General features: G+C 46.3%; 25 protein-coding genes. 11 read left to right on the plus strand and 14 right to left on the minus strand.

Translation table 11 applies throughout. The features are described from left to right. Genes TRNA_RS37325 through TRNA_RS37335 form a run of 3 tightly spaced genes read left to right on the plus strand, consistent with a single transcriptional unit; the run spans window position 1 to window position 2,581 of the window. Complete coding sequence (locus tag TRNA_RS37325; RefSeq protein ID WP_003184596.1) at window positions 1-993, plus strand: ABC transporter substrate-binding protein; 993 nt, start codon at window positions 1-3, stop codon at window positions 991-993. A gap of 12 nt (window positions 994-1,005) precedes the next feature. Then, the gene (locus TRNA_RS37330) at window positions 1,006-1,794 is read left to right on the plus strand and encodes an ABC transporter ATP-binding protein (RefSeq protein ID WP_003184598.1); all 789 of its coding nucleotides are present in this window, start codon (window positions 1,006-1,008) and stop codon (window positions 1,792-1,794) included. Continuing rightward, a complete protein-coding gene (locus tag TRNA_RS37335) occupies window positions 1,757-2,581 on the plus strand; it encodes an ABC transporter permease (protein WP_009329424.1) in 825 nt (274 codons plus the stop codon). The genes TRNA_RS37330 and TRNA_RS37335 overlap by 38 nt, the downstream gene beginning before the upstream one ends. A 30-nt stretch (window positions 2,582-2,611) precedes the next feature. On the opposite strand, the gene ytkD is transcribed toward TRNA_RS37335, so the two are convergent. The 4 genes from ytkD to TRNA_RS37355 form a co-directional block, all read right to left on the minus strand. Beyond that, window positions 2,612-3,088 (minus strand): RNA deprotection pyrophosphohydrolase, encoded by a 477-nt coding sequence (ytkD, locus tag TRNA_RS37340; protein WP_003184602.1) that lies wholly within the window; start codon window positions 3,086-3,088, stop codon window positions 2,612-2,614. A gap of 194 nt (window positions 3,089-3,282) precedes the next feature. Continuing rightward, window positions 3,283-3,606, minus strand: coding sequence for a hypothetical protein (locus tag TRNA_RS37345; RefSeq protein WP_003184604.1), 324 nt, complete (start codon window positions 3,604-3,606; stop codon window positions 3,283-3,285). 47 nt (window positions 3,607-3,653) lie between these two features. Further along, window positions 3,654-4,058: a phage holin family protein gene (locus TRNA_RS37350; protein ID WP_003184607.1), complete on the minus strand. Its 405-nt coding sequence runs from the start codon at window positions 4,056-4,058 to the stop codon at window positions 3,654-3,656. A 151-nt stretch (window positions 4,059-4,209) separates the two neighbouring features. After that, a complete protein-coding gene (locus tag TRNA_RS37355) occupies window positions 4,210-4,647 on the minus strand; it encodes a Dps family protein (protein WP_003184609.1) in 438 nt (145 codons plus the stop codon). 133 nt (window positions 4,648-4,780) lie between these two features. Between TRNA_RS37355 and ytzI the strand changes: the two genes are divergently transcribed. Further along, complete coding sequence (gene ytzI, locus TRNA_RS43415) at window positions 4,781-4,924, plus strand: YtzI protein (RefSeq protein WP_011201722.1); 144 nt, start codon at window positions 4,781-4,783, stop codon at window positions 4,922-4,924. On the opposite strand, the gene TRNA_RS37360 is transcribed toward ytzI, so the two are convergent. Both TRNA_RS37360 and TRNA_RS37365 read right to left on the minus strand, forming a co-directional pair. After that, window positions 4,918-5,361, minus strand: a complete 444-nt coding sequence (locus TRNA_RS37360; RefSeq protein ID WP_009329425.1) for a FixH family protein — start codon at window positions 5,359-5,361, stop codon at window positions 4,918-4,920. The two genes, ytzI and TRNA_RS37360, sit on opposite strands and share 7 nt — an antisense overlap. Before the next feature lie 131 nt (window positions 5,362-5,492). Further along, window positions 5,493-5,966, minus strand: coding sequence for an S-ribosylhomocysteine lyase (locus TRNA_RS37365; protein WP_003184615.1), 474 nt, complete (start codon window positions 5,964-5,966; stop codon window positions 5,493-5,495). A gap of 137 nt (window positions 5,967-6,103) precedes the next feature. On the opposite strand from TRNA_RS37365, the gene yidD reads away from it, so the two are divergent. Continuing rightward, on the plus strand, window positions 6,104-6,331 hold the full coding sequence (yidD, locus tag TRNA_RS37370) for a membrane protein insertion efficiency factor YidD (protein ID WP_003184617.1): 228 nt from the start codon (window positions 6,104-6,106) through the stop codon (window positions 6,329-6,331). On the opposite strand, the gene TRNA_RS37375 is transcribed toward yidD, so the two are convergent. Then, window positions 6,328-6,897 (minus strand): beta-class carbonic anhydrase, encoded by a 570-nt coding sequence (locus TRNA_RS37375; RefSeq protein ID WP_003184618.1) that lies wholly within the window; start codon window positions 6,895-6,897, stop codon window positions 6,328-6,330. The genes yidD and TRNA_RS37375 overlap by 4 nt on opposite strands. Window positions 6,898-7,023: 126 nt before the next feature. Between TRNA_RS37375 and TRNA_RS37380 the strand changes: the two genes are divergently transcribed. Continuing rightward, complete coding sequence (locus TRNA_RS37380; protein WP_009329426.1) at window positions 7,024-8,205, plus strand: GTP-binding protein; 1,182 nt, start codon at window positions 7,024-7,026, stop codon at window positions 8,203-8,205. 98 nt (window positions 8,206-8,303) lie between these two features. Further along, entirely contained in the window at window positions 8,304-9,335 is a 1,032-nt protein-coding gene (locus TRNA_RS37385) for a metal ABC transporter solute-binding protein, Zn/Mn family (RefSeq protein WP_009329427.1), read from the plus strand. An 85-nt stretch (window positions 9,336-9,420) separates the two neighbouring features. On the opposite strand, the gene TRNA_RS37390 is transcribed toward TRNA_RS37385, so the two are convergent. Beyond that, window positions 9,421-9,666, minus strand: a complete 246-nt coding sequence (locus tag TRNA_RS37390) for a type B 50S ribosomal protein L31 (protein ID WP_003184624.1) — start codon at window positions 9,664-9,666, stop codon at window positions 9,421-9,423. Window positions 9,667-9,857: 191 nt separating this feature from the next. Between TRNA_RS37390 and TRNA_RS37395 the strand changes: the two genes are divergently transcribed. Genes TRNA_RS37395 through TRNA_RS37405 form a run of 4 tightly spaced genes read left to right on the plus strand, consistent with a single transcriptional unit; the run spans window position 9,858 to window position 12,689 of the window. Continuing rightward, window positions 9,858-11,183, plus strand: a complete 1,326-nt coding sequence (locus tag TRNA_RS37395; RefSeq protein ID WP_003184626.1) for a cytochrome ubiquinol oxidase subunit I — start codon at window positions 9,858-9,860, stop codon at window positions 11,181-11,183. 38 nt (window positions 11,184-11,221) lie between these two features. Further along, window positions 11,222-12,265, plus strand: coding sequence for a cytochrome d ubiquinol oxidase subunit II (locus TRNA_RS37400; protein ID WP_025806211.1), 1,044 nt, complete (start codon window positions 11,222-11,224; stop codon window positions 12,263-12,265). A 44-nt stretch (window positions 12,266-12,309) separates the two neighbouring features. Further along, entirely contained in the window at window positions 12,310-12,471 is a 162-nt protein-coding gene (locus TRNA_RS43420) for a DUF1540 domain-containing protein (RefSeq protein WP_003184630.1), read from the plus strand. 26 nt (window positions 12,472-12,497) lie between these two features. After that, complete coding sequence (locus tag TRNA_RS37405) at window positions 12,498-12,689, plus strand: hypothetical protein (protein ID WP_003184632.1); 192 nt, start codon at window positions 12,498-12,500, stop codon at window positions 12,687-12,689. Between the two features lie 158 nt (window positions 12,690-12,847). Here TRNA_RS37405 and menC read toward each other — a convergent pair whose 3' ends face one another. From menC to TRNA_RS37435, 6 genes are all read right to left on the minus strand, one after another. Beyond that, window positions 12,848-13,957: an o-succinylbenzoate synthase gene (gene menC, locus TRNA_RS37410; RefSeq protein WP_009329428.1), complete on the minus strand. Its 1,110-nt coding sequence runs from the start codon at window positions 13,955-13,957 to the stop codon at window positions 12,848-12,850. Window positions 13,958-13,969: 12 nt separating this feature from the next. Further along, on the minus strand, window positions 13,970-15,406 hold the full coding sequence (locus tag TRNA_RS37415) for an o-succinylbenzoate--CoA ligase (protein WP_009329429.1): 1,437 nt from the start codon (window positions 15,404-15,406) through the stop codon (window positions 13,970-13,972). 77 nt (window positions 15,407-15,483) lie between these two features. Beyond that, entirely contained in the window at window positions 15,484-16,302 is an 819-nt protein-coding gene (gene menB / locus TRNA_RS37420; protein WP_003184637.1) for a 1,4-dihydroxy-2-naphthoyl-CoA synthase, read from the minus strand. Between the two features lie 13 nt (window positions 16,303-16,315). After that, window positions 16,316-17,137, minus strand: coding sequence for a 2-succinyl-6-hydroxy-2,4-cyclohexadiene-1-carboxylate synthase (menH, locus tag TRNA_RS37425; RefSeq protein WP_009329430.1), 822 nt, complete (start codon window positions 17,135-17,137; stop codon window positions 16,316-16,318). Continuing rightward, window positions 17,125-18,867 carry a 2-succinyl-5-enolpyruvyl-6-hydroxy-3-cyclohexene-1-carboxylic-acid synthase gene (gene menD / locus TRNA_RS37430; RefSeq protein WP_009329431.1) on the minus strand — a complete coding sequence of 581 codons (1,743 nt, stop codon included), beginning with the start codon at window positions 18,865-18,867 and terminating at the stop codon, window positions 17,125-17,127. The genes menH and menD overlap by 13 nt, the downstream gene beginning before the upstream one ends. After that, window positions 18,864-20,288, minus strand: a complete 1,425-nt coding sequence (locus tag TRNA_RS37435) for an isochorismate synthase (RefSeq protein WP_009329432.1) — start codon at window positions 20,286-20,288, stop codon at window positions 18,864-18,866. The genes menD and TRNA_RS37435 overlap by 4 nt, the downstream gene beginning before the upstream one ends. Between the last annotated feature and the right edge of the window lie 89 nt (window positions 20,289-20,377).

Here is a 20,377-nt window from a genome sequence, read left to right on the forward strand (position 1 = left end):
TTGAAACGTTTCTTTTTTACCATATTATCCTTCATCATGATGCTGTTTATCCTCGCTTCATGCGGCGGACAAAAGACCGAAAAGATCCGTCTGGCGGAAGTGACCCGTTCCGTTTTCTATACGCCTTTATATATCGCCTTATCTGAAGGTTTTTTTAAAGAAGAAGGCCTTGATGTTGAACTGAAAACGACCTGGGGCGGAGATAAAACGATGACTGCCCTTCTGTCAAACGGCGCCGATATTGCGCTTGTCGGCTCGGAAACGTCAATATACGTAAATGCCCAGGGCGCAAGCGATCCGGTGATTAATTTTGCACAGCTTACCCAGACGGACGGAACCTTCCTCGTCTCCAGGAACGATTCGGGGCATTTCAGCTGGGATGATTTGAAAGACAAAACGTTCCTTGGCCAGCGCAAAGGCGGAATGCCGCAGATGGCAGGCGAATTTGTCCTCAAACAGAAAGGCATCGATCCTAAAAAGGATGTGGATCTGATCCAAACGATTGATTTCGCGAATATCGCAAACAGCTTTGCATCTGGTACAGGTGATTATGTTCAATTATTTGAACCCCAGGCATCCATTTTTGAAAGAGAAGGCATCGGCCGCATTGTCGCCTCCTTCGGAAAAGAATCGGGCCGAATCCCATATACAACTTTTATGGCCAAACAAAGCTATTTAACGAAAAACAAAGAAGCGGTCGAAAAGTTCACCCGCGCGGTTTACAAAGCGCAGCAGTGGGTTGAGACGCACTCTGCAAAAGAAGCAGCCGAAAGCATTCAAGATTATTTTAAAGATACCGAGCTTTCAATCATTGCATCTTCAATCGAACGGTATAAACAACAACAGTCTTTTGCTCTTGATCCTGTTTTGGATGAAAAAGAATGGAACCAGCTTCAAACCATCATGGATGAAGCCGGCGAGCTGCCGAAGCGCACCCCTCATCAAAAGCTGGTCAATACAAAGATCGCCGAAAAGGTCACAAAAAATTACTAGGAGGTGGCCGCAGTGTCTTTTCTGCAAGTTCAGGATGTCACACATACTTACTTTTCATTGAAGGAAAAAACAGCGGCGCTGGAAAACGTCAGCATTGAAGTCGAAAAAGGCGAATTTGTTTCGTTTCTCGGCCCAAGCGGATGCGGCAAAACAACGCTTTTATCGATCATCGCCGGCATCGTTTCCCCCACGGAAGGACGCGTCTTGGTTGAAGGGCGCACACCTGATGGAAAGGATCGGCACATCGGTTATATGCTCCAGCAGGATTATTTATTTCCCTGGAAAACCATTGAGGAAAACGTCTTAATCGGTTTGCACATTTCCAAAAAACTAGGCCCGGAAACGAAGGAAACCGCTCTCGGCCTGCTGAAAAAATTCGGGCTTTACGAGGTTGAAAAAAAGTATCCAAAAGAGCTCTCGGGCGGCATGAGGCAAAGGGCGGCGCTTGCCCGCACTCTCGCTGTCGACCCCGATATCCTTCTGCTTGATGAACCTTTTTCAGCCCTTGACTATCAGACAAAATTGAACCTCGAAGATTTAGTGTTCAACACGTTAAAGACGTATCAAAAAACAGCGGTGCTCGTGACCCATGATATCGGTGAAGCGATAGCGATGAGCGACCGGATTCTGCTATTTTCAAAGCAGCCGGGCACTATCCATAAAACATTTGCCGTTCCTGAACCGATCAGGAAGCTGACACCGTTTGAAGCGAGGCAGGAACCGGAATTTCAGCCCCTCTTTCAGAACATATGGAAGGAGCTCAATGACCTTGAACAACAAACATCCGAAACCAAAAGTTGACTTCCTTCATGAGGCTTTTTTAAAGGAGCAGCAGGCCGAAAAAAGGCGGGTCCGCTTTTTTCAAATCGCGATTTTCATCGTTTTCTTTTCGCTGTGGGAAACCGCAAGCCGTCTGGCATGGATCGATCCGCTGATCTTCAGCTCTCCTTCAGCCGTCTGGGCGCTTTTCCTCGAAAAAATGGGAGACGGATCATTGCCGGGACATATCGGTGTAACCGTATTTGAAACCATCCTCGGCTTTCTGGCCGGAACATTGCTTGGAACTTTTCTAGCCGCCCTCTTATGGTGGTTCCCGAGGCTCTCCAAAATATTAGATCCGTATCTTGTCGTCTTAAATGCGATGCCGAAAGTGGCGCTGGGTCCCATTCTCATCGTTGCGATCGGCCCCAGCTTGACGAGCATTATTGCAATGGGCGCCATCATCAGCGTTATCATTACGACTATCGTCGTCTATACGTCCTTTCAAGAAATTGATGAAAACTATTTAAAAGTGATGAAAACATTCGGCGCTACGAAACGCGAGATTTTCAAAGAAGTCATTTTGCCCGCTTCCATTCCGACGATCATATCTACACTGAAGGTCAATGTCGGCTTGAGCTGGGTCGGTGTCATCGTAGGAGAATTTTTAGTATCGGCTCAAGGCCTCGGCTATATGATCATCTACGGCTTTCAAGTCTTTAATTTCAACCTCGTCATGCTGAGCCTCCTGATCATCGCCGTCTTCGCAACATTGATGTATCAAGGTGTCGAGCTGTTGGAAAGAAAGTGGATGAAAGGCAGAGTATAACATGAAAAAACCCTGCAAATGCAGGGCTTTTTATTTGATGATGCCGGCCTTTTTCAGCTTTTCAAGACTGATCGTCAGGACGGAATCTTTCATAATAAAACTGTAATTTTTGTTTTTTGCGATATCCTTCGGGAGGCTCTTCAGCAAAACAGGACCATTCGTCTCATAGTACGTCTGCTGTTTTTCTATCTTTTCGATATCGGCAAAATAAATATTTTTGACGATCACTTTCTCCCTGCCAAGAACTTTATATTGTCCGAGATAGGTCAGCTTTCTTACGACAGCGCCCGTTTCTTCCTTCACTTCCCGCAAAGCCGCTTCCTCAGCGTTTTCGCTCGGTTCGACTTTGCCGCCGGGGAATTCACGGCCCCTGTCCTTATGATTTGTCAGCAGCCATTGATCCTCGTAACGGCAGATCACCCATACATGCTTTGGTTCTTTTGAAAAAGGTTCCTTCTCAAAAGAAAGCTGAACCGTATTACGGTAAAAATCTTTAAATTCGTACATCCTAATCCCTCTTATCCGTTTCCTTGCTTCTTCCACTCATCATATCATATATTGGTTCTTTCGGTAGAGTTTTTGTCCAGTTCAGTTCAGTAATTTTATCGTTCCCTAAAGAACTTCATTGTCCATTCCTGAGTGAGAAGGCGGCAAGGCTGGATGACTCCGCGCCTGCGGGCGCTTTTCAAAAGCGGCATTTTTTAATCTGCTGAATTGAGTTCGGCAAGGCCGTTTTCACTGATAAATGACTTGGTTTCTTCATTGCCCAGACGGTAAAGCATCGAGTAAATGTCTTTGCGCAGTTCGTCCATTTTATCATTTGCACTGTCATTGTGATATTCGACCGCAGGCACGTGAGCTCTGAAAAAGTTGACCCAGTCTTCTGAATACAGCTGATCAAAATATTCCCTTAAAATGATGATGTCATCATCTGTCGCCGAAATTTGAAATTCCCACGGGGAAGCGTCAGAGCTCTGCGAAATCATTCCATCTTGCACCGAAACATAGTATGTCTTTTTTTCCAAAGCCAATCATCCTTTTTCGTGTTAGTATGACCAGTTGTTTTAAAATGTTACGGCTTTCCCCGGAGTTTTTCCTTTATGGTATTTAAAATGTCCAATAACATCTGCGGCACGGGGATTCCTAACGAATGAGCCGTGCTCACGATTTGAAACGCTTCATATAAAATATAAAACATAATAGAAAAATCGCGGATCGAACTGCCTGTTTGCAGCATTTGATCAAAAAGGTGGGCAACGGATATCAGAAAGAGCGTAACCAATTTTTTCGCCAGCCTTGTAAACAGCCTCTTAATTGTAAATCGATCTTCCACACATTCGTTCAAGCTTTTGCTGACAAATTCAATGCCCATCAGCGTAATTAAGATCATAAATAAATATTCGATTCGGCCAAACAAAAATCCGATGGCCGATAAACCAATTGTAAAGAGCGAAAAGATGCTTAAGTCCTTAAACATATGCTTCAACATCCTTTCAAAAAAGACTTTTCATAGCTTATCCTATGAAAAAAGACTTTGAAAGGCTTGGATGAATTGTTTGACAATTTCTAAAAAAGGCTTTAAAAAGAACGAAAACACAAAAAAGCTCAGGCATTGCCCGAGCTTTTCCTTACCCTAAGTAGGCTTTCAGCATCCAGTTGTGTTTTTCGATCGATTGATGAATCGCGAGCAGCATGTCTCCCGTCGTTTCATCGTTGACTTCATCGGCAAGCTCCATTCCGCTTTTCAGCTCCTCAGCCACCGTTAAAAAGTCATTATAAATATTTTGCACCATTTGTTCAGCAGACTCGCTTCCGTCCGCTTCTTTAATCGCGGACATTTCCAGGCATTCCTTCATCGTTCCGACCGGAGAGCCCTGTATGGCCAATAGGCGTTCAGCCAAATCATCGATATGCTCTGCCGCTTCTGTGTAAAGCTCTTCGAATTTTTCATGCAGCGTAAAGAAATCTTTCCCTTTCACATACCAATGATAATTATGTAGCTTCACATATAGAACGGTCCAGTTCGCGACTTGTTTGTTGACGGTTGCTTTCAATTTTTCAGACATTAGATCGTCCTCCTTTTCGTTTACTTTTGATTTACCCGTTTAGCTTGTGCAGGAAACATTTCTTTTACTCTTTATCATGATTTTCTTTGCCTGATATGGTAAACTGTTGGAAAAAGCTATTCGGAGGTAAGTGATGATCCTCTTTTGGATTATTGTAGGAATTCTGATCACCGGCGCCGTTCTGGCCATATCGCTTGTCACAACATCAAAAGCTTATGACTTCAAGCATGAAGTCGATCCCCTCCCGTCGCGGGAAGAAGAACAGCCCCATCAATGATGGTGGGCTTCTTCTTTTTCATCTTCATCGGTCTCATCCGTCGCTTTCCCTACTTTAATGTCTGCAACAGGCATTGTATGCTGTTTTTTCGCCGTGACATGGACTTGGACTTTGTAATGGCCGTCTTCAGGAAACGCTTTTTCCATGCTGTATACGCCTTTTCCCTCATTCTTCGCTTTGATTAGCTCGCTATCTTCCTTGCTCCCGGCCTTCCAGCATTCAAACTCCACCTCATCGGCATCTGCAACCGGCTCTTCCCCGTAGAGGACGGTCGCTTTTATGACAGCCTTTTCATTTTTGGCCGCCGATTCAGGCGTCGCCAGTTTTGCCGTCAGCACTTTGGGCTCCTCATCCGATGCCGCCTGCTTGTCCCCCTGGCTGCAGGCGGAAAGACCGACCGCTAAACATAAGAGAATGAACCATTTTCCAAAACGCATCCTATCACCCTTCTTCTATGATATGTATTACAATATAAAGTGTAGCAAAGTTCAGGGATAAATGGCATTATTTTCTTTGTGAACAAAAAATGAAAACCGGCTCTCTTATGAGCCGGTTTTTTTCAATCATTTTACCCAAACACCTTGAGCAGGTCTTCTTTATTTTGCGAAAGCCAAAAACGCATCATGCGCTTTGCGCCTTCAAGATCGTGAAGCTTTGCCTGGCCGCACTGTTTTTCGTTAGCCGCCGGAATTTCAGTCACTTCAACGGCTTCTTTGAACGTATCCTCAAGCAAATCAACGATTTCTTCCACTTTCGGCTCACCGCTTACCACCAGGTAATAGCCCGTTTGGCAGCCCATCGGCGAAATGTCGATAATATCAAAGTGGTCATATTTTTCCGCATATGTGCGGATTGTAAATGCAAGAAGGTGCTCCAAAGTATGAATCGTATCAGGTTTCATTGCCTGTTTATTCGGCTGGCAAAAACGGATGTCAAACTTGTTGACGACGCCGTCCGTTCCCACTTTGTGGACGCCGCAGTGTCTGACATAAGGCGCTTTTACCGCATTATGGTCAAGCTCAAAACTTTCAACTGAAGGCATGGTTCCTCTCTCCCCTCTAATCGGTCTTTTTGTATTATATCATACTTTACCGATAAGTTTTCAGGTGAATGCTTTTCCTTTTTATGCGTTTTTTGCTTATATTATAATAAGATCAAAACAAAAAAGGTGCGAAAAACATGAAAACCGTATTCCTGCTGCTCATCCGCTTTTATCAAAAATGGATATCACCGGCTCTTCCGCCGACCTGCCGTTTTTATCCGACATGCTCCAATTACGGTCTTGAAGCGATCGAAAAGCACGGCGCATTTAAAGGCGGATGGCTCACCATCAAGCGGATTCTAAAATGCCATCCGTTTCATCCCGGCGGAATAGATCCCGTTCCGGAAAAAAAGCAAAAGGATTAGCGCTCTTCCGGATATCCGTTGACAATGAGATCCAGTCTGCCTGTTTCCGGATCAATGACAAGTCCGTGAACAGGTACTTCCTCCGGCATCAGCGGATGGTTCCGAATAACGCTTACACTGTCCCTGACGCTGTCCTCTACAGAATCAAAGCTTTTCAGCCATTGTTCAAAATCGACGCCGGAGTACTCAAGCGTTTCAATCCGTTCTTTTGGAATGCCGCGCTTGACGACTTTGTCCAAAAAGCTGTCGCAGCTCAGCTTGCTCATGCCGCAGTCATAATGGCCGATCACGCATACTTCATCAGCGTTCAGTTCGTATACCGCAACGAGAATGCTCCGCATAATACTTCCGAAAGGATGAGCCACGAGTGCGCCCGCGCTCTTAACGATCTTCACGTCTCCGTTCCGCATATTCATGGCATGAGGAAGCAGCTCGACAAGCCTTGTGTCCATGCAAGACAGAATCACCATTCTTTTATCGGGAAACTTGCTTGTTTGATATTTTTGATAGTCCTGCCGTTCAACAAACTGTTGATTGAACTGTAGAATATTATCCAAAAGTTTCATGGCTCATTTCCTTTCTAAACGCTTTTTATATCTAAATATAACATATTTCTTGTATTTTTTTCACAAGTCCAGTAAGATTTCCTTTGTGCAAATCGAAACAATTACGTTTTAAGGAAGGTGAAAAACATGAAGGAAAACCTGATTCCGGTCACTGTTTTAAGCGGTTATCTAGGGTCCGGGAAAACGACGCTGCTGCAGCATGTCCTGCATGAAGCGCACGGCTTGAAAATCGCCGTGATCGTCAATGATATGAGCGAGATTAATATCGACGGCTCCCTCGTGAAAAAAGGTGACCTCATCCGCACGGATGAAAAGCTTGTCGAAATGCAGAACGGCTGCATTTGCTGTACGCTGAGAGACGATCTGCTCATCGAAGTCAAAAAGCTGGCGGAGAACGGCGGAATCGATTATATTCTCATTGAATCTTCCGGTATCAGCGAGCCGATTCCCGTCGCCCAAACCTTTACGTACAAAGATGAGGAGCTGAATATTGATTTAGGCAAATATTGCAGGCTTGATACAATGGTCACCGTCGTCGACGGCAGCCGTTTTTTTGAGGACTTCGCTTCGGGCGAGAGCCTATTGGAACGGAAGCAGGCGGCAGATGAAACGGACAGCCGGGAAGTGGCCGACCTTTTAATTGAGCAAATTGAATTTGCCGATGTCCTCATTTTGAATAAAACTGATTTACTCAATGAAGAAGAGCAGGAAAAGCTGTTCTGGTCCCTGAGAAAACTGAATCCGGACTGCAGAATCATTTCTGCGGCATTCGCAAAAGTGCCGCTTTCGGCCATCATGAATACGAAATCGTTCGATTTTGAAAAAGCAAGTCAATCAGCGGGATGGATCAAAGAGCTGAATGAAGAGCACACACCTGAAACAGAGGAATTCGGAATCTCTTCTTTCGTCTATCAAAAGCAAAGGCCTTTCCATCCTGAAAGACTGAAGCGCTGGCTTGAAAACTGGCCGCCGCAAATTATCAGAGCAAAAGGCTTCTTCTGGCTTGCTTCTCGAAATGACACAGCAGGCCTTCTGTCCCAGGCAGGCTCTTCCCTGATGATCCAAAGCGCGGGCCCCTGGATTGCAGCGTCTACCGAGGAAGAACAAAAGCTCGCGTTTGAAGAGGACCCTAATTTGAAAGCGGACTGGGATGAAACATACGGAGACCGGAAAACGGAAATCGTTTTTATCGGCATTGACATGAATCAGGAAGACATTATCCGCTCCCTGGATCAGACCCTTCTTACAGATAAAGAAATGAATTCAGACTGGTCGGCCTTACTTGATTCACTGCCTGAGTATATTTAACTATCATTTCCTCTTTTCAAATCGTAATTATTACGATACAATGATACAGGACCATTAAATCGGAACCATTTCAGTTTTACATTGAGAGGAGAAATACCATGAAAAAAACATTCGGAATAGCATCTGCATTCATTCTTGCTGCCGGATTAACAGCGGGTTGCTCAAGCAATGGAGCTTCCAGTGAACAAAAAGAAAATAAAGACACGCTGGACATCTATACAACCATTTATCCGCTTGAAGACTTCACCAAAAAGATCGGCGGAGAATATGTGAACGTTAAAAGTGTTTACCCGCCAAACGTTGAAGCGCACACTTACGAGCCAAGCTCAAAAACGATGGCGGAAATTTCCGACTCGGATGCCTTTATATACTCTGGAGTCGGTGTTGAAGGATTCGCAGACAAAGCTGTAAGCACACTTAAAAACAGCGACGTCAAAATCGTCAAAGCCGGGGAGGGCATTGACCTTCTGTCACGTGAAGAAGAAGGCGAACATGATGAGCATGCACATGGAGAAGAACACGGTGAGCACGATGAGCATGCACATGAAGAAGAACATGAACACGGAGAAGCCGAAGGTCACGATCATCATCACGACCATGGAGATCATGACCCGCACGCATGGCTTGATCCTGTCCTTGCTGAAAAAATGGCCGAAAACATTAAAGACCAACTCGTAAAATTAGAACCTGAACACGAAAAAACGTTTACGAAAAACTATGAGTCATTAAAAAAAGACTTGGAGCAGCTTGACAAAGACTTCAAACAAACAGTCGACAAAGCTGATAAAAAAGAAATTCTCGTCTCACATGCCGCCTACGGCTACTGGGAAAAACGCTACGGCATTAAGCAGATAAGCGTTCTCGGCCTTTCGCCTACTGAGGAACCTTCACAAAAGCAGCTTGAAAACATTGTTAAAACAGCGAAAGAACATAATATTAAATATATCATTTTTGAAAGCAATGTCAGCAGCAAAATCTCCGAGATCATCAAAAAAGAAATCGGAGCGGAAAGTCTGACGATGAAAAACCTTGAATCTGTAACAAAAGAAGACATTGAAAGCGGCAAAGATTATACCGCCATCATGAAAGAAAACCTGGACGTCTTGAAAAAAGCTTTATCAAGCAAATAACAGAGAACAAGCGCATGAGATGTCATGCGCTTGTTTTTTAAATGGACGAAAAAAAAGGCCGGAAACATCCGGTCTTTTTAATTTATTAATCCATATTAAATCTTTTCTTGAACTGTTCGACCCTTCCGCCTCTTTCATTGAATTTCTGTCTTCCGGTATAAAACGGATGGGTATCAGAGCTCACCTCAACTTTTATAACGGGATACGTCTTGCCGTCTTCCCACTCGGCCGTCTCATCGGAAGTTTTAGTTGAGCGGCTTAAAAAACGGTACCCGCTGTTTACATCCTGAAAGATCACTTGATAAGTTTTCGGATGAATATTTGGTTTCATATGCCATTCCTCCCGTCAAAACGTAATAATTACGTTTTATTATATACCTTTCAAATCCCTGTGTCAAAAATGAATGTTCATTTGCCATACTTAATCCCTTTATCCATTTTAACCTCCTACAGGAAGAATAATCTAAAAAAGGCGGTAAACAATAAAAAGCAAAATGGTGTAAATGAAAGGTGGTTTTCCGGATGAATGACTTGATTTTTGCAAGAAGCCTTTTCGGAACAACGATGGGATTCCATATTATTTTTGCCTCGCTCGGTGTCGGAATTCCTTTGATGATTTTGCTGGCCGAGCTGATCTATCAAAGAACGAAAGATCCCCACTACGCCATTATGGCCAAAAGATGGACGAAGGCGCAGGCCGTGTTGCTCGGGGTCGCCATACCGACCGGAACCATTGCCGGCACGCAGCTAGCCCTGCTCTGGCCGGGATTCATGGAAGTGATCGGAAAAGTCATGTCCCTTCCATTTCAAATTGAAATCTACGCCTTTTTTATTGAGGCTTTATTTATGTCCATTTATGTTTACGCAGCCGATCGGCTGACTCCACTTATGAGAATTACAGCCGTCATTTTTATCGTTATCGGAGCAGCCGCATCGGCCATCTTGATTACAAATGTGCACGCTTTTCAGGGAACGCCAGAAGGCTTCAAAATTGTAAACGGTGAAATTACGGATGTTCAGCCGTGGACGGCGTTCTTCAACAAAAGCTTTGTGGCCACAGCAGGACATGTTGTCGTCTCCGCTTTTATGACAGGTGCGTTTATTATTGCGACGATAGCCGCCTACAAAATGCTCCGAAACCGCGGCGATGATAGAGTCTACGCCCTTCATAGGAAAGCGCTGCTGCTCGGGCTGATTGTCGGAGGAGCGTTTTCTCTGGTCACGGCTCTGAGCGGGCACGAATCCGCACAGCTACTTCACCGCTACCAGCCTGAAAAACTGGCGGGCGCAGAAGGGCTGTTTGAAACCCAGTCCCATGCTCCTCTTGCGATCGGCGGATTTACTGATGAAAAGACGCAATCGGTGAAATGGGCGATTGAGATTCCGTGGGCTTTAAGCTTTTTGGCCGACAACCGCTTTGACACCGTCGTAAAAGGGCTGAATGACTTTCCAAGGGATGAGTGGCCTCCCCTGTTCATTCATACCTTATTTAACGGCATGGTTTTTATCGGCAGCCTTTTGATTGTTTATGCCGCTGTGGGTTTTATTTGGAGAAAAGTCATGAAAAAAGACCGCTTTCCCCGCTGGATGCTGGCCGTGTTCATAACCGGCGGCCCGCTCGCATTGCTCGCAATCGAACTTGGCTGGGTATTCGCTTGCACCGGAAGGCAGCCTTGGGTCATTTACCATATGCAGAAAACGTCGGAAGTAGTGACCACCTCCGGCTCGATCGGCATATTGTTTCTTTTGTTCTTTATCGTCTATATCATTTTAGGAGCAGCGGTGGTGTTCGTATTGCAATATTACTTTAAACGCCATCCTGTTGAAGAGGACTTAAAAAGCAGCTGAATGCACAAAAAAAACAGAAGGGAAGTCATATGATGCAACTGGATGGAACAACAGATGCCCTGCTGGCTATTTCGATCGTCTGGGGATTTATATTTATATACGCCGTTATGGCGTCGATGGATTTTGGAGCGGGATTTTGGTCGATGATTTATATGAACAAAAAACAGCTGAAAGCAACCAATATTGCAAACCGCTATCTTTCTCCGACCTGGGAAGTAACCAATGTTTTCATCGTCGGAATCGTCGTAGCCCTTTTCAGCTTTTTCCCGGGCGGCACTTTTGTGCTGGGGACTGTGCTTTTGATTCCCGGCAGCATCATTTTATTGCTTTTGGCGATTCGAAGCGGATTTTTGGTCTTCTCCCACGCTGCAAAAGATTATGAAAGGGCGCTGACTTACGTTTCAGGGATCAGCGGCTTTATCATTCCGGCTGTTTTAATCCTTGTCTTGCCTGTGACACACGGCAATTTCGTATACCAGGTAGACGGAAGCCACCAATTGGACTTTGTCAATTTGTTTTTAAGCCCTCATGCCTATTCTTTTATGGGCTTCGCCATTTTCAGTACGCTGTTTCTGTCTTCACTGCTGCTGGCTGATTTTTCAAATGTAGCCGGAGAAAAAGACGCGTATCAGGTCTACCGCCGAAACGCTTTAATTACCGGGCCGCTCGCACTGCTCATGTCGTTCAGCATCATGATGACCATGAGGACGGAAGCCAGCTGGCTTTATACAAAAATGATGGACGGGCTTCCATGGCTGATTTTATCGTTTTTGCTGTTTCTCGTCGCATTTGCGGCTCTGTTTCTGCCAAACAGACATAACAGCGACCGGCTGGGAAAGCCGCGCCTGGCTGTCATCGCCATTACGCTGCAGTATTTTACGGCGAGCTATGTGTACGGGAGGGCGCACCTTCCTTACATGGTCTATCCTGATGTCACGATTCAATCGGGCTTCACCGCACCGGAGACATTCAGGGCGCTGTTCATCTCCTACATCGTCGGTTTTATTATTTTATTCCCCGGCTTTTATTATTTCTGGAAATTGTTCATGAAGGACAAGCGGTACATCAAACAGCATGAATAAGGTTAAGCTAAATGTGTACAACTTTTAAAGGGGGCCCAAACTAAATGGAGCAAAAAATACTGTGTGAAGTCAGCAACTGCACCTATTGGGAAGAGGGTAACAAATGCACAGCCGACGCCATCTATGTCGTCAGCCATGCTGAAGGTGAAAAAGCTTCTAATAGTGAAGAAACGGATTGCAAAACCTTTAAACCTGAACATCATTAAAACGGATGAATGAAGGAGGGACAGTCGTGAATAAAGAGTCGCTGTTACAGGCTTTTTATCAGGAAATCCACGGGGCGGATGAAACCGCATTTCAAAAAGCCGCCCGCTCCTTCATGAACTTATGGGATTATGAATACGGCTGTCTCGACGGGCTGCCGGATCAAGCGGACCGGGTGATCGGACAGATCGTGCACGAAGATTTGCTTTTGGGCGATTAAAGGAAAGGGCTGTCATAAAGGCAGCTCTTTTTATGTTAAAAAAACCGGCTAGAAAGCCGGTCCAAACGAGAAGGGAATAATGTACAGCTTTAATATACATGAGAGGCCGCCTATTTAACAAAGCTTGAAAATCTGGAAATCGGCGTTTAAAACAGCCTTTACTGCTTAAAAACGTCTATTTTAGATGAATTCTTTCTTAAAATATGAGTATCGACTTCAAATCCCATTCCCGGTAAGGTTGGAACCTGAATATAGCCGCCCTCGATCCGGATTTCCGGTTTTACGATATCCTCTTCCCAATACCTTGAGGATGAAGAAAGATCCCCGGGAATCAAAAACTGCGGAAGAGAACTCAGTGCAAGATTATGGGCTCTTGAAATGCCGGTTTCAAACATGCCGCCGCACCAGACAGGCATTTGATGTTCTTTGCAGATGTCGTGGATTTTCAGAGCTTCTGTCAAACCGCCGACTCGGGACGGCTTTATATTGATAATTTTGCAGCTGCCGAGCTCAATTGCCTTTCGCGCATCAGCAGCCGAACGGATGCTTTCGTCAAGACAAATTGATGTTTTGATATGTTTTTGCAGATGGCGGTGGTCAACGATATCATCATCAGCCAGCGGCTGTTCGATCATCATTAATTTAAATGCGTCAAGCTCTTTAATCCGGCTGATGTCTTTTAATTCATAAGAAGAGTTGGCATCTGCCATCAGCGGCACCTTCGGAAAATGCCGGCGTATTTCTTTTAAAAGCTCTATATCCTGCCCGGGCTGAATTTTGATTTTTATTCTTTGATATCCTTCTTTTACATATTGTTCAATTTCCTGAAGCATATCATCCAATGGGGCAAGACCGACGACGACTCCGGCAGGAACTTCTGTTTTTACTCCGCCCAGCGCCTCTCTTAAAGAGATCCCTTTTTTCCTGGCGTAAATGTCCCAAAAGGCGGCTTCAAGGCCGGCCTTTGCCATTCGGTTGCCTTTGAATCCGCGAAGCGCCTCGGGCACTTCGGAAGGGTGTGTGAATGATTCGCGCAGCACAGCCGGAATCAAAAAATCTTTGAGCATGTGGTAGCATGTCTCCGTTGTTTCTTCGGTGTACCACGGAGATGAAAAAGCGGATACTTCCCCCCAGCCTGTCACACCTTCTTGATCAGCAGCTTCAACGATGATAAACTTGCGATCCTGAAAGGTTTCCAAGCTTGATTTAAAAGGCTTTTTCAGCCGCATGCTGAGATGGTACAATGTCAGCTGTTTGATTTGAATCATGGCGCTCTCCCTCTACAATTTATGTCTCATCAGTTTATTTGAAGCATTTCTCGGCAGCCTATCGACAAAATGAAATGCTTTAGGCACTTTATATGAAGCAAGCCGTTCTTTGCAAAATTCGCTCAGCTCCTCTTCATCAACGGGGCTGTCGGCGACGAGATAGGCGTGGGGAACCTTTCCCCAAGTTTTGTCATCGACTCCTTTCACCCCCGCTTCCGCGACATTGGGGTGTGACAGAAGAACGGCCTCGACTTCAGCCGGATAGATGTTTTCTCCTCCTGATATGATTAAGTCTGAACGCCTGTCCAGCACATATAAAAATCCGTCATCGTCAAAATACCCGATATCACCGGTTTTAAACCAGCCGTCATTGAATGAGTCTTTATTTGCCGCCTCATTTTTCAAGTAGCCCTTCATAACGGTCGGCCCTTTTACGGTTATTTCACCATGTTCTCCGGGTTGGCATTCCGTTCCGTTCTTTTCGATTTTGATGCTTGATGCAAACAGCGGTTTGCCGGCTGAACCGAGCTTTTCAATCGAGTATTCCGGGGCGAGGGTCGCAATCTGTGAGCACGTTTCAGTCATTCCGTACGACTGTACGACGGGCAGCCGCTTTCTTTTGCATTCCTCAAGGAGAGAAAGCGGTGCTGGCCCTCCGCCCAATAACAGGCACCTTAATGATCCGGGGCATCTGTCGACTTTTGCCGCAAGCCTCGACAGCATCGTCTGAACGACCGATGCAATCGTTACTTGCTGGTCTTTGATCGAACGAAGAACTTCTTCCGCGTCAAACCTTTGATGCAAAACGACAGTCATTCCGTAAATGACCGATTTAAAAAGCGCCGATAAGCCGCTGATATGGAAAAGCGGCAAGGCGATCAGCCAGCGGTCGTGTTCTTGGAGCCCCAAATTCAAGGCGGATGAAACCGCGCTGAAATAATGGTTTGCAAATGTCTGCATAACCCCTTTCGGCCGTCCGGTCGTTCCAGACGTATACATGATTGTTGCCGCATCGTCCAAATGAATGCTTTCGATTTCTGTAACCGGCGGGCAAGCGGCGTTTTGAACGTCTTCAATGTCAACAGCGCGAGCCGGCTGTCCCCCTCTATGCTCTTCTATGAAAGGCTTCTCTGTAAGCAATAGCTTTGCTTCAGAATGTTCAATTTGATATGATCGTTCGGCCATTGACAGCTTCGTATTCAGCAAAACGATGCGAACGCCGAGAAGAAAGCAGGCATGGACGGCGATGACCATCTCCATCCGGTTTGTGAGAAGTAAAGCCGCTGTATCCCCATTCTTCAGACCAAAGCTCTTCAGCCGGCCGGCCGTTTTTTTTGCTTCATGAAATAATTGAATAAAAGTCAGCTTGTGATCTCCCTGAATCACAGCCATCCTGTCAGGTGTCAGTTCTGCTCGCTGTTTAAGCCAATTCGGATGGTCCATCAGCATATCATCATCTCCAAAAAATGTCTTGAATGATAAAAGAAACAGCTCAGTCGCACCAAGCTGTTTCTCTCTTCCGATTTTTAAGGAAAACGCGGGAACTGTCCGAAGTCTGGACGGCGTTTTTCTTTAAACGCATCGCGGCCTTCTTTCGCTTCATCTGTTGTGTAATAAAGCAGTGTCGCATCTCCGGCAAACTGCTGGATGCCGGCAAGCCCGTCCGTATCGGCGTTAAAGGCCGCTTTAAGGAATCTGAGTGCTGTCGGGCTTTTCTCAAGCATTTCTTCACACCATTTAATCGTTTCTTCTTCAAGCTTTTCAAGCGGTACAACCGTATTGACAAGGCCCATTTCTTTTGCTTCCTGAGCGTTGTACTGACGGCACAGATACCAGATTTCGCGCGCTTTTTTATGTCCGACGATACGCGCCAGATAGCCTGATCCGTAGCCCGCATCAAAGCTGCCGACTTTCGGCCCTGTTTGTCCGAAAATCGCGTTGTCCGCAGCAATCGTCAAATCGCATACGACGTGGAGCACATGGCCGCCGCCGATCGCATAGCCTGACACCATCGCTACAACAGGCTTCGGAATGACGCGGATCAGCCGCTGAAGATCAAGCACATTCAAACGCGGAATCTCGTCTTCACCGACATAGCCTCCGTGTCCCCTTACTTTCTGGTCTCCTCCTGAACAGAACGCTTTATCCCCGGCACCTGCAAGGATAATGACACCGATATTGGCATCATCCCGCGCATATGCAAACGCATCGATCAGTTCTGAAACCGTTTTTGGACGAAATGCGTTATGTACCTCAGGGCGATTGATCGTGATTTTGGCGATGCCGTTATATGTTTCATATAATACATCTTCGTATTGACGTTCGCTTTTCCATTCTACAGTCATTGATGTGTACCTCCTACTTTAAAATAAACTCACTTACTATTCTACCAAAAAAATCGGGCTCTTCCACATGAACCGCATGACCGGTATGTTCAACAATCTCGAGGCGGGCGGCTGGAATCCGCTTTGCCATGCTTTCATTGATGGCGACAAATTTCTGATCCAGGCTTCCCGCGATGAGAAGCACCGGATAATTGATCCCGCTCAGTTTGTTCCACCAAGACGGCTGTGATCCGGTCCCCATTCCGATTAAGCTGCCTCGAAGGCCGATCGGATTGTTGTTCAGACGTTCTTCGCGCACTTTTTTTCTTTTTGAAGGGTCCATTGAAAGCTGGGATGCAAACAGCGGAATGCCTTCCCAATAATCTACGAAAGACTTGATTCCTTCTTCAAGTATCCGCCTGCTGAGCCGGCTGTCCTGCTCCCTGCGCGCTTTTCTTTCTTCAGGCGAATCAAGCCCCGGAGAACTGCTCTCCAGCACAAGACCGGACACACGCTCGGGGTGAATCATCGCCAAGGATAAGGCAAGCCGGCCGCCCATTGAATAACCGATGAGGTAAGCCTGTTTTACATTTAAACGATCAAAAATTTCGATGAGATCCGCTGCCTGCTTCTCTGTTGTGTAGCGCCGGCTGTCCGATGGCGAGTCGGTTCCGCCGTGTCCGAGCAGATTCAGCTTGATCAGACGCATCCCCTGAAAATAGCCGTCTATCCCGTCCCATGTGGCCGCGCTTCCTGTAAAGCCATGCAAAAACACCGCCGTTTTTTCTGCAGACAGGCCATTGTCTTCAATTTTATAGGAAACGCCGTCTTTCAGTGTCAATTTCAAAACGGCCACTCTTTTCTTATTTCATGCAGCGCGGAATCAAGCATCCGGCGATGCTGCTCCACACGATCATCGCGCTTCGTTTTCACCTCAATGATATCCAAGCCGCGGCGGTTGACGGAGGATAAATACGCATCGGCAAAATGTGCGGATGATTCAGGGCATATATAGCGTCCCCCATACAGCTTGGCAGCATGCTCGAATTCGAGACCCGTCGGCGTTCCGAACAAGAGCTCGAAGTACCTTTCTTCAGCAGATTGGGGAAGAAATGAGAAAATGCCGCCGCCATCATTGTTGACGAGAACGACAGTCAGCGGAATATCGAGCGTTTTGCTGACGAGGAGGCCGTTTAAGTCGTGATAAAATGACAGATCGCCGATGACAAGGGTTACCGGTTCTTTCGTTGCGGCATATATGCCCAGCGCCGTTGAGACAACACCGTCTATCCCGTTCGCCCCTCTATTGGCAAAAATCCGGAAGGTCCGTTCCTGATTTTCAAAAAATGTGTCCGCATCGCGGATCGGCATGCTGTTTCCGACAAACACGGAGCTGTTGTCCGGAATCAAATGCTGAAGGTTCCGGTAGATATTTCCTTCAAAGGTAAGATCCTCAGCTTCAAGATTTCTTAAAAGAGCGCGGAAGCGGCTGTTGGCAAACCGCCACTTCTCAAGCCAGTTGCCTGTCCTATTTTCTGAATTGACAGCGGAATCCGCAAGAACAGCAATCTCCTCTTCCGTGCAATGCAGCATATGTGCGCTGAGCTGAGTCGGATCGCGCCATCCTCCATCTGGATCAACGACGATTTGCCTAATGCTCGGATTTTGCTTCAGCAGCTGAAAAAGCGGCTTGGAAACCGGCATCGCACCGAAGCGGATGACAAGCTCAGGCATGAGCTCGCGTTTCAGCTGTTCTTCTTTCAATAATGAGTCGTATGCATCGATAATGGTTTCTTTTGAATGGGTGCCGTTTCTCAAGTTTGAGAGCGGGTCAGCCAAAATTGGGTATTCTGCTGCCTGTGAAAGAGCTACAATATGTTCTTTTGCATCATCATCTTGCAGCTCTCCGCAGACGATTACGCCTTTTTCGGTCTCTTTAATCAGAGCACTCAGCGCTACAAGCTCATGCCGATCAGCACGGAAGCGGCCGCTTTCAACCGTCACATGACTGCCGCTTCTCAGCCTTTGAAAAGGTTCATCCTCAAGGTTCGGCATGAGCGGCTCTCTCAGCGGAAAGTTGATATGCACGGGCCCGCGCGGCGCTTTTTTGGCTTCTCCGGCTGCACGTGCTGCCAAAGACCGGATGTACGCCAGCATGTCAGGATGACTGTCAGGCAAAGCCGAGTCTGTGAAAAACTTAACAAAGTTTCCGAATAAGAATTGCTGATCAATCGCCTGAGGTGCTCCTACTTCTCTCAGTTCATGCGGCCGATCAGCCGTTAAGATCATAAGCGGTATTCTAGAATAATGAGCCTCGATCACAGCCGGGTAGAAATTCGCTGCAGCCGTCCCGGATGTACAGATCAATGCGACTGGCTTCCGCATTGCCTTTGCCATGCCCATTGCAAAAAAAGCAGCGGATCTTTCATCCACATGGATATGAACATTGATGTCCGGATGACTCGCGGCCAAAATCGCAAGGGGCGTCGATCTTGATCCCGGGCAGATGACCGCTTCTGTCACGCCTGCAAGGGAAAGCTCATCAATAAAATTCCCTATATATTTTGTAATCGGATTTTCAGTCAACGGATATCGCCTCCAAGAGCAGACAGCATCGGCTTCATCTTAATTTGTGTTTCTTCGTATTCCATAAGAGGATCGGAATCAGCCACAACCCCGCAGCCGGCGAAAATTCTGGCCGCATTTGAATCGATAAGTCCCGACCTGATCGCCACCGCGAATTCCCCATTGCCGGACATGTCGATCCAGCCCGCCGGTGCCGCATACCAGCCCCTTGACATCGGTTCCAACTCCCTGATAACCTCAATCGCTTTTTGCTGTGGTGCTCCTCCGAGCGCAGGAGTTGGGTGAAGCTTCTCGATTAAATCAAAAATCGAGGACTCCGCATTCATTTTGCCGACAATCGGCGTATACAAATGCTGCACATTTTTTGTTTTGTAAAGTCCCGGCTTGGCCGGCTTTTTGATATTGCTGCAATTTGACAAAAGCGCCTGATGAATCATATTGACGACAATGTCATGTTCGATTAGATTTTTTTCATCGTTTAACAGCTCAAGACCGAGCATCCGGTCTTCCTGCTCACTTTCGCCTCTCTTGATTGAACCGGCGAGGCAGGTCGACAGAACGTTCTCTCCGTCTTTTTTGACAAGACGTTCCGGAGACGCGCCCACAAAACTTTTGCCGTTTTCTTCAATGGCGAATATATAGCTCGTTTTTTGTTCAGACATCAGATTGAATAATACTCTGTGAAGTTCGACAGGCTGATCGAACGTTAAAAGGATCTCTCTGGCGAGCACGACTTTATCGTACTTCCCGTTTTTAATGTCGTCTGTCGCCCGCCGGACCGCTTCAAGCCATTCAGGAACATCAAGCTCTTCCTTGGCGGTATATTGCGTATGACCTTTTTCCGGATAACGGGAATCGTCCGCCTTGGTCAGCTGTGAAGCAGCGCCCTTTATTTCTTCAAGTACTTTGCGCACGTCTTCTTCAGGAGTCTTCCATCTATTGACCGTTATGAATGTTTCCTCTCCGTCCTGTGTCAGCATAGCGGCGGGAATAAAAAAAGCGCCTTCCTGGTAGCCGTTCCAATGCTGCTTGCGATCTTCCAGCGGATCAAATGAAAAACCGCCAAACAGCAATGGCCCCACCGCTGCCTGACCTCTGCTTTGATCTTCATGAAAGTGATAGGTTTTCTCTTTTAAGCGCTCCCATTTTTCATGTACAGCCTGATAACGTCCGGCATCCTTCAGATCTGTGGAAACCGATATTTCCTTTCCCAGCCCGACAAGCGTCAGCCCGCCGTCCGGATCAGACCAGAAGAACCGTTCCCCGGCAAATTGTTCTTTCCCGTTTATGAAAAAGGAAAGAGCATCTATGCTCTCAATTTTTCTGGAATAGCTTATTAAAACAGCATGGTTGACTTTTTTGACGATGTTTAATGCTTCAGGCGCTTCCTTGAGGAAAGTGCGCTGCACTGTTGTCACCATGATACATTCCTCCAAAATCCGTAAAATGCTTTTATAACCATACACCTGTGAACGGTATGTGTCAACAAAACGACACTTTATTAACAACT

The sequence above is a fragment of the Bacillus licheniformis DSM 13 = ATCC 14580 genome (assembly GCF_000011645.1).
Taxonomy (GTDB): domain Bacteria; phylum Bacillota; class Bacilli; order Bacillales; family Bacillaceae; genus Bacillus; species Bacillus licheniformis.

Bases quoted from the DNA above. Each gene is read 5' to 3' on its own strand.
- TRNA_RS43420 (WP_003184630.1), top strand. From the start codon at position 12,310: ATGGAGCAAAAAATACTGTGTGAAGTCAGCAACTGCACCTATTGGGAA.
- TRNA_RS37415 (WP_009329429.1), bottom strand. From the start codon at position 15,406: ATGCTGATGGACCATCCGAATTGGCTTAAACAGCGAGCAGAACTGACA.
- TRNA_RS37435 (WP_009329432.1), bottom strand. From the start codon at position 20,288: ATGGTGACAACAGTGCAGCGCACTTTCCTCAAGGAAGCGCCTGAAGCA.
- TRNA_RS37365 (WP_003184615.1), bottom strand. From the start codon at position 5,966: ATGCCTTCAGTTGAAAGTTTTGAGCTTGACCATAATGCGGTAAAAGCG.
- ytkD (WP_003184602.1), bottom strand. From the start codon at position 3,088: ATGTACGAATTTAAAGATTTTTACCGTAATACGGTTCAGCTTTCTTTT.
- TRNA_RS37390 (WP_003184624.1), bottom strand. From the start codon at position 9,666: ATGAAACCAAATATTCATCCGAAAACTTATCAAGTGATCTTTCAGGAT.
- TRNA_RS37375 (WP_003184618.1), bottom strand. From the start codon at position 6,897: ATGAAACTTTTGGATAATATTCTACAGTTCAATCAACAGTTTGTTGAA.
- TRNA_RS37380 (WP_009329426.1), top strand. From the start codon at position 7,024: ATGAAGGAAAACCTGATTCCGGTCACTGTTTTAAGCGGTTATCTAGGG.
- TRNA_RS37360 (WP_009329425.1), bottom strand. From the start codon at position 5,361: ATGCGTTTTGGAAAATGGTTCATTCTCTTATGTTTAGCGGTCGGTCTT.
- TRNA_RS37385 (WP_009329427.1), top strand. From the start codon at position 8,304: ATGAAAAAAACATTCGGAATAGCATCTGCATTCATTCTTGCTGCCGGA.
- menC (WP_009329428.1), bottom strand. From the start codon at position 13,957: ATGATTCAAATCAAACAGCTGACATTGTACCATCTCAGCATGCGGCTG.
- yidD (WP_003184617.1), top strand. From the start codon at position 6,104: ATGAAAACCGTATTCCTGCTGCTCATCCGCTTTTATCAAAAATGGATA.
- TRNA_RS37350 (WP_003184607.1), bottom strand. From the start codon at position 4,058: ATGTTTAAGGACTTAAGCATCTTTTCGCTCTTTACAATTGGTTTATCG.
- menB (WP_003184637.1), bottom strand. From the start codon at position 16,302: ATGACTGTAGAATGGAAAAGCGAACGTCAATACGAAGATGTATTATAT.
- TRNA_RS37395 (WP_003184626.1), top strand. From the start codon at position 9,858: ATGAATGACTTGATTTTTGCAAGAAGCCTTTTCGGAACAACGATGGGA.
- TRNA_RS37355 (WP_003184609.1), bottom strand. From the start codon at position 4,647: ATGTCTGAAAAATTGAAAGCAACCGTCAACAAACAAGTCGCGAACTGG.
- ytzI (WP_011201722.1), top strand. From the start codon at position 4,781: ATGATCCTCTTTTGGATTATTGTAGGAATTCTGATCACCGGCGCCGTT.
- TRNA_RS37335 (WP_009329424.1), top strand. From the start codon at position 1,757: ATGACCTTGAACAACAAACATCCGAAACCAAAAGTTGACTTCCTTCAT.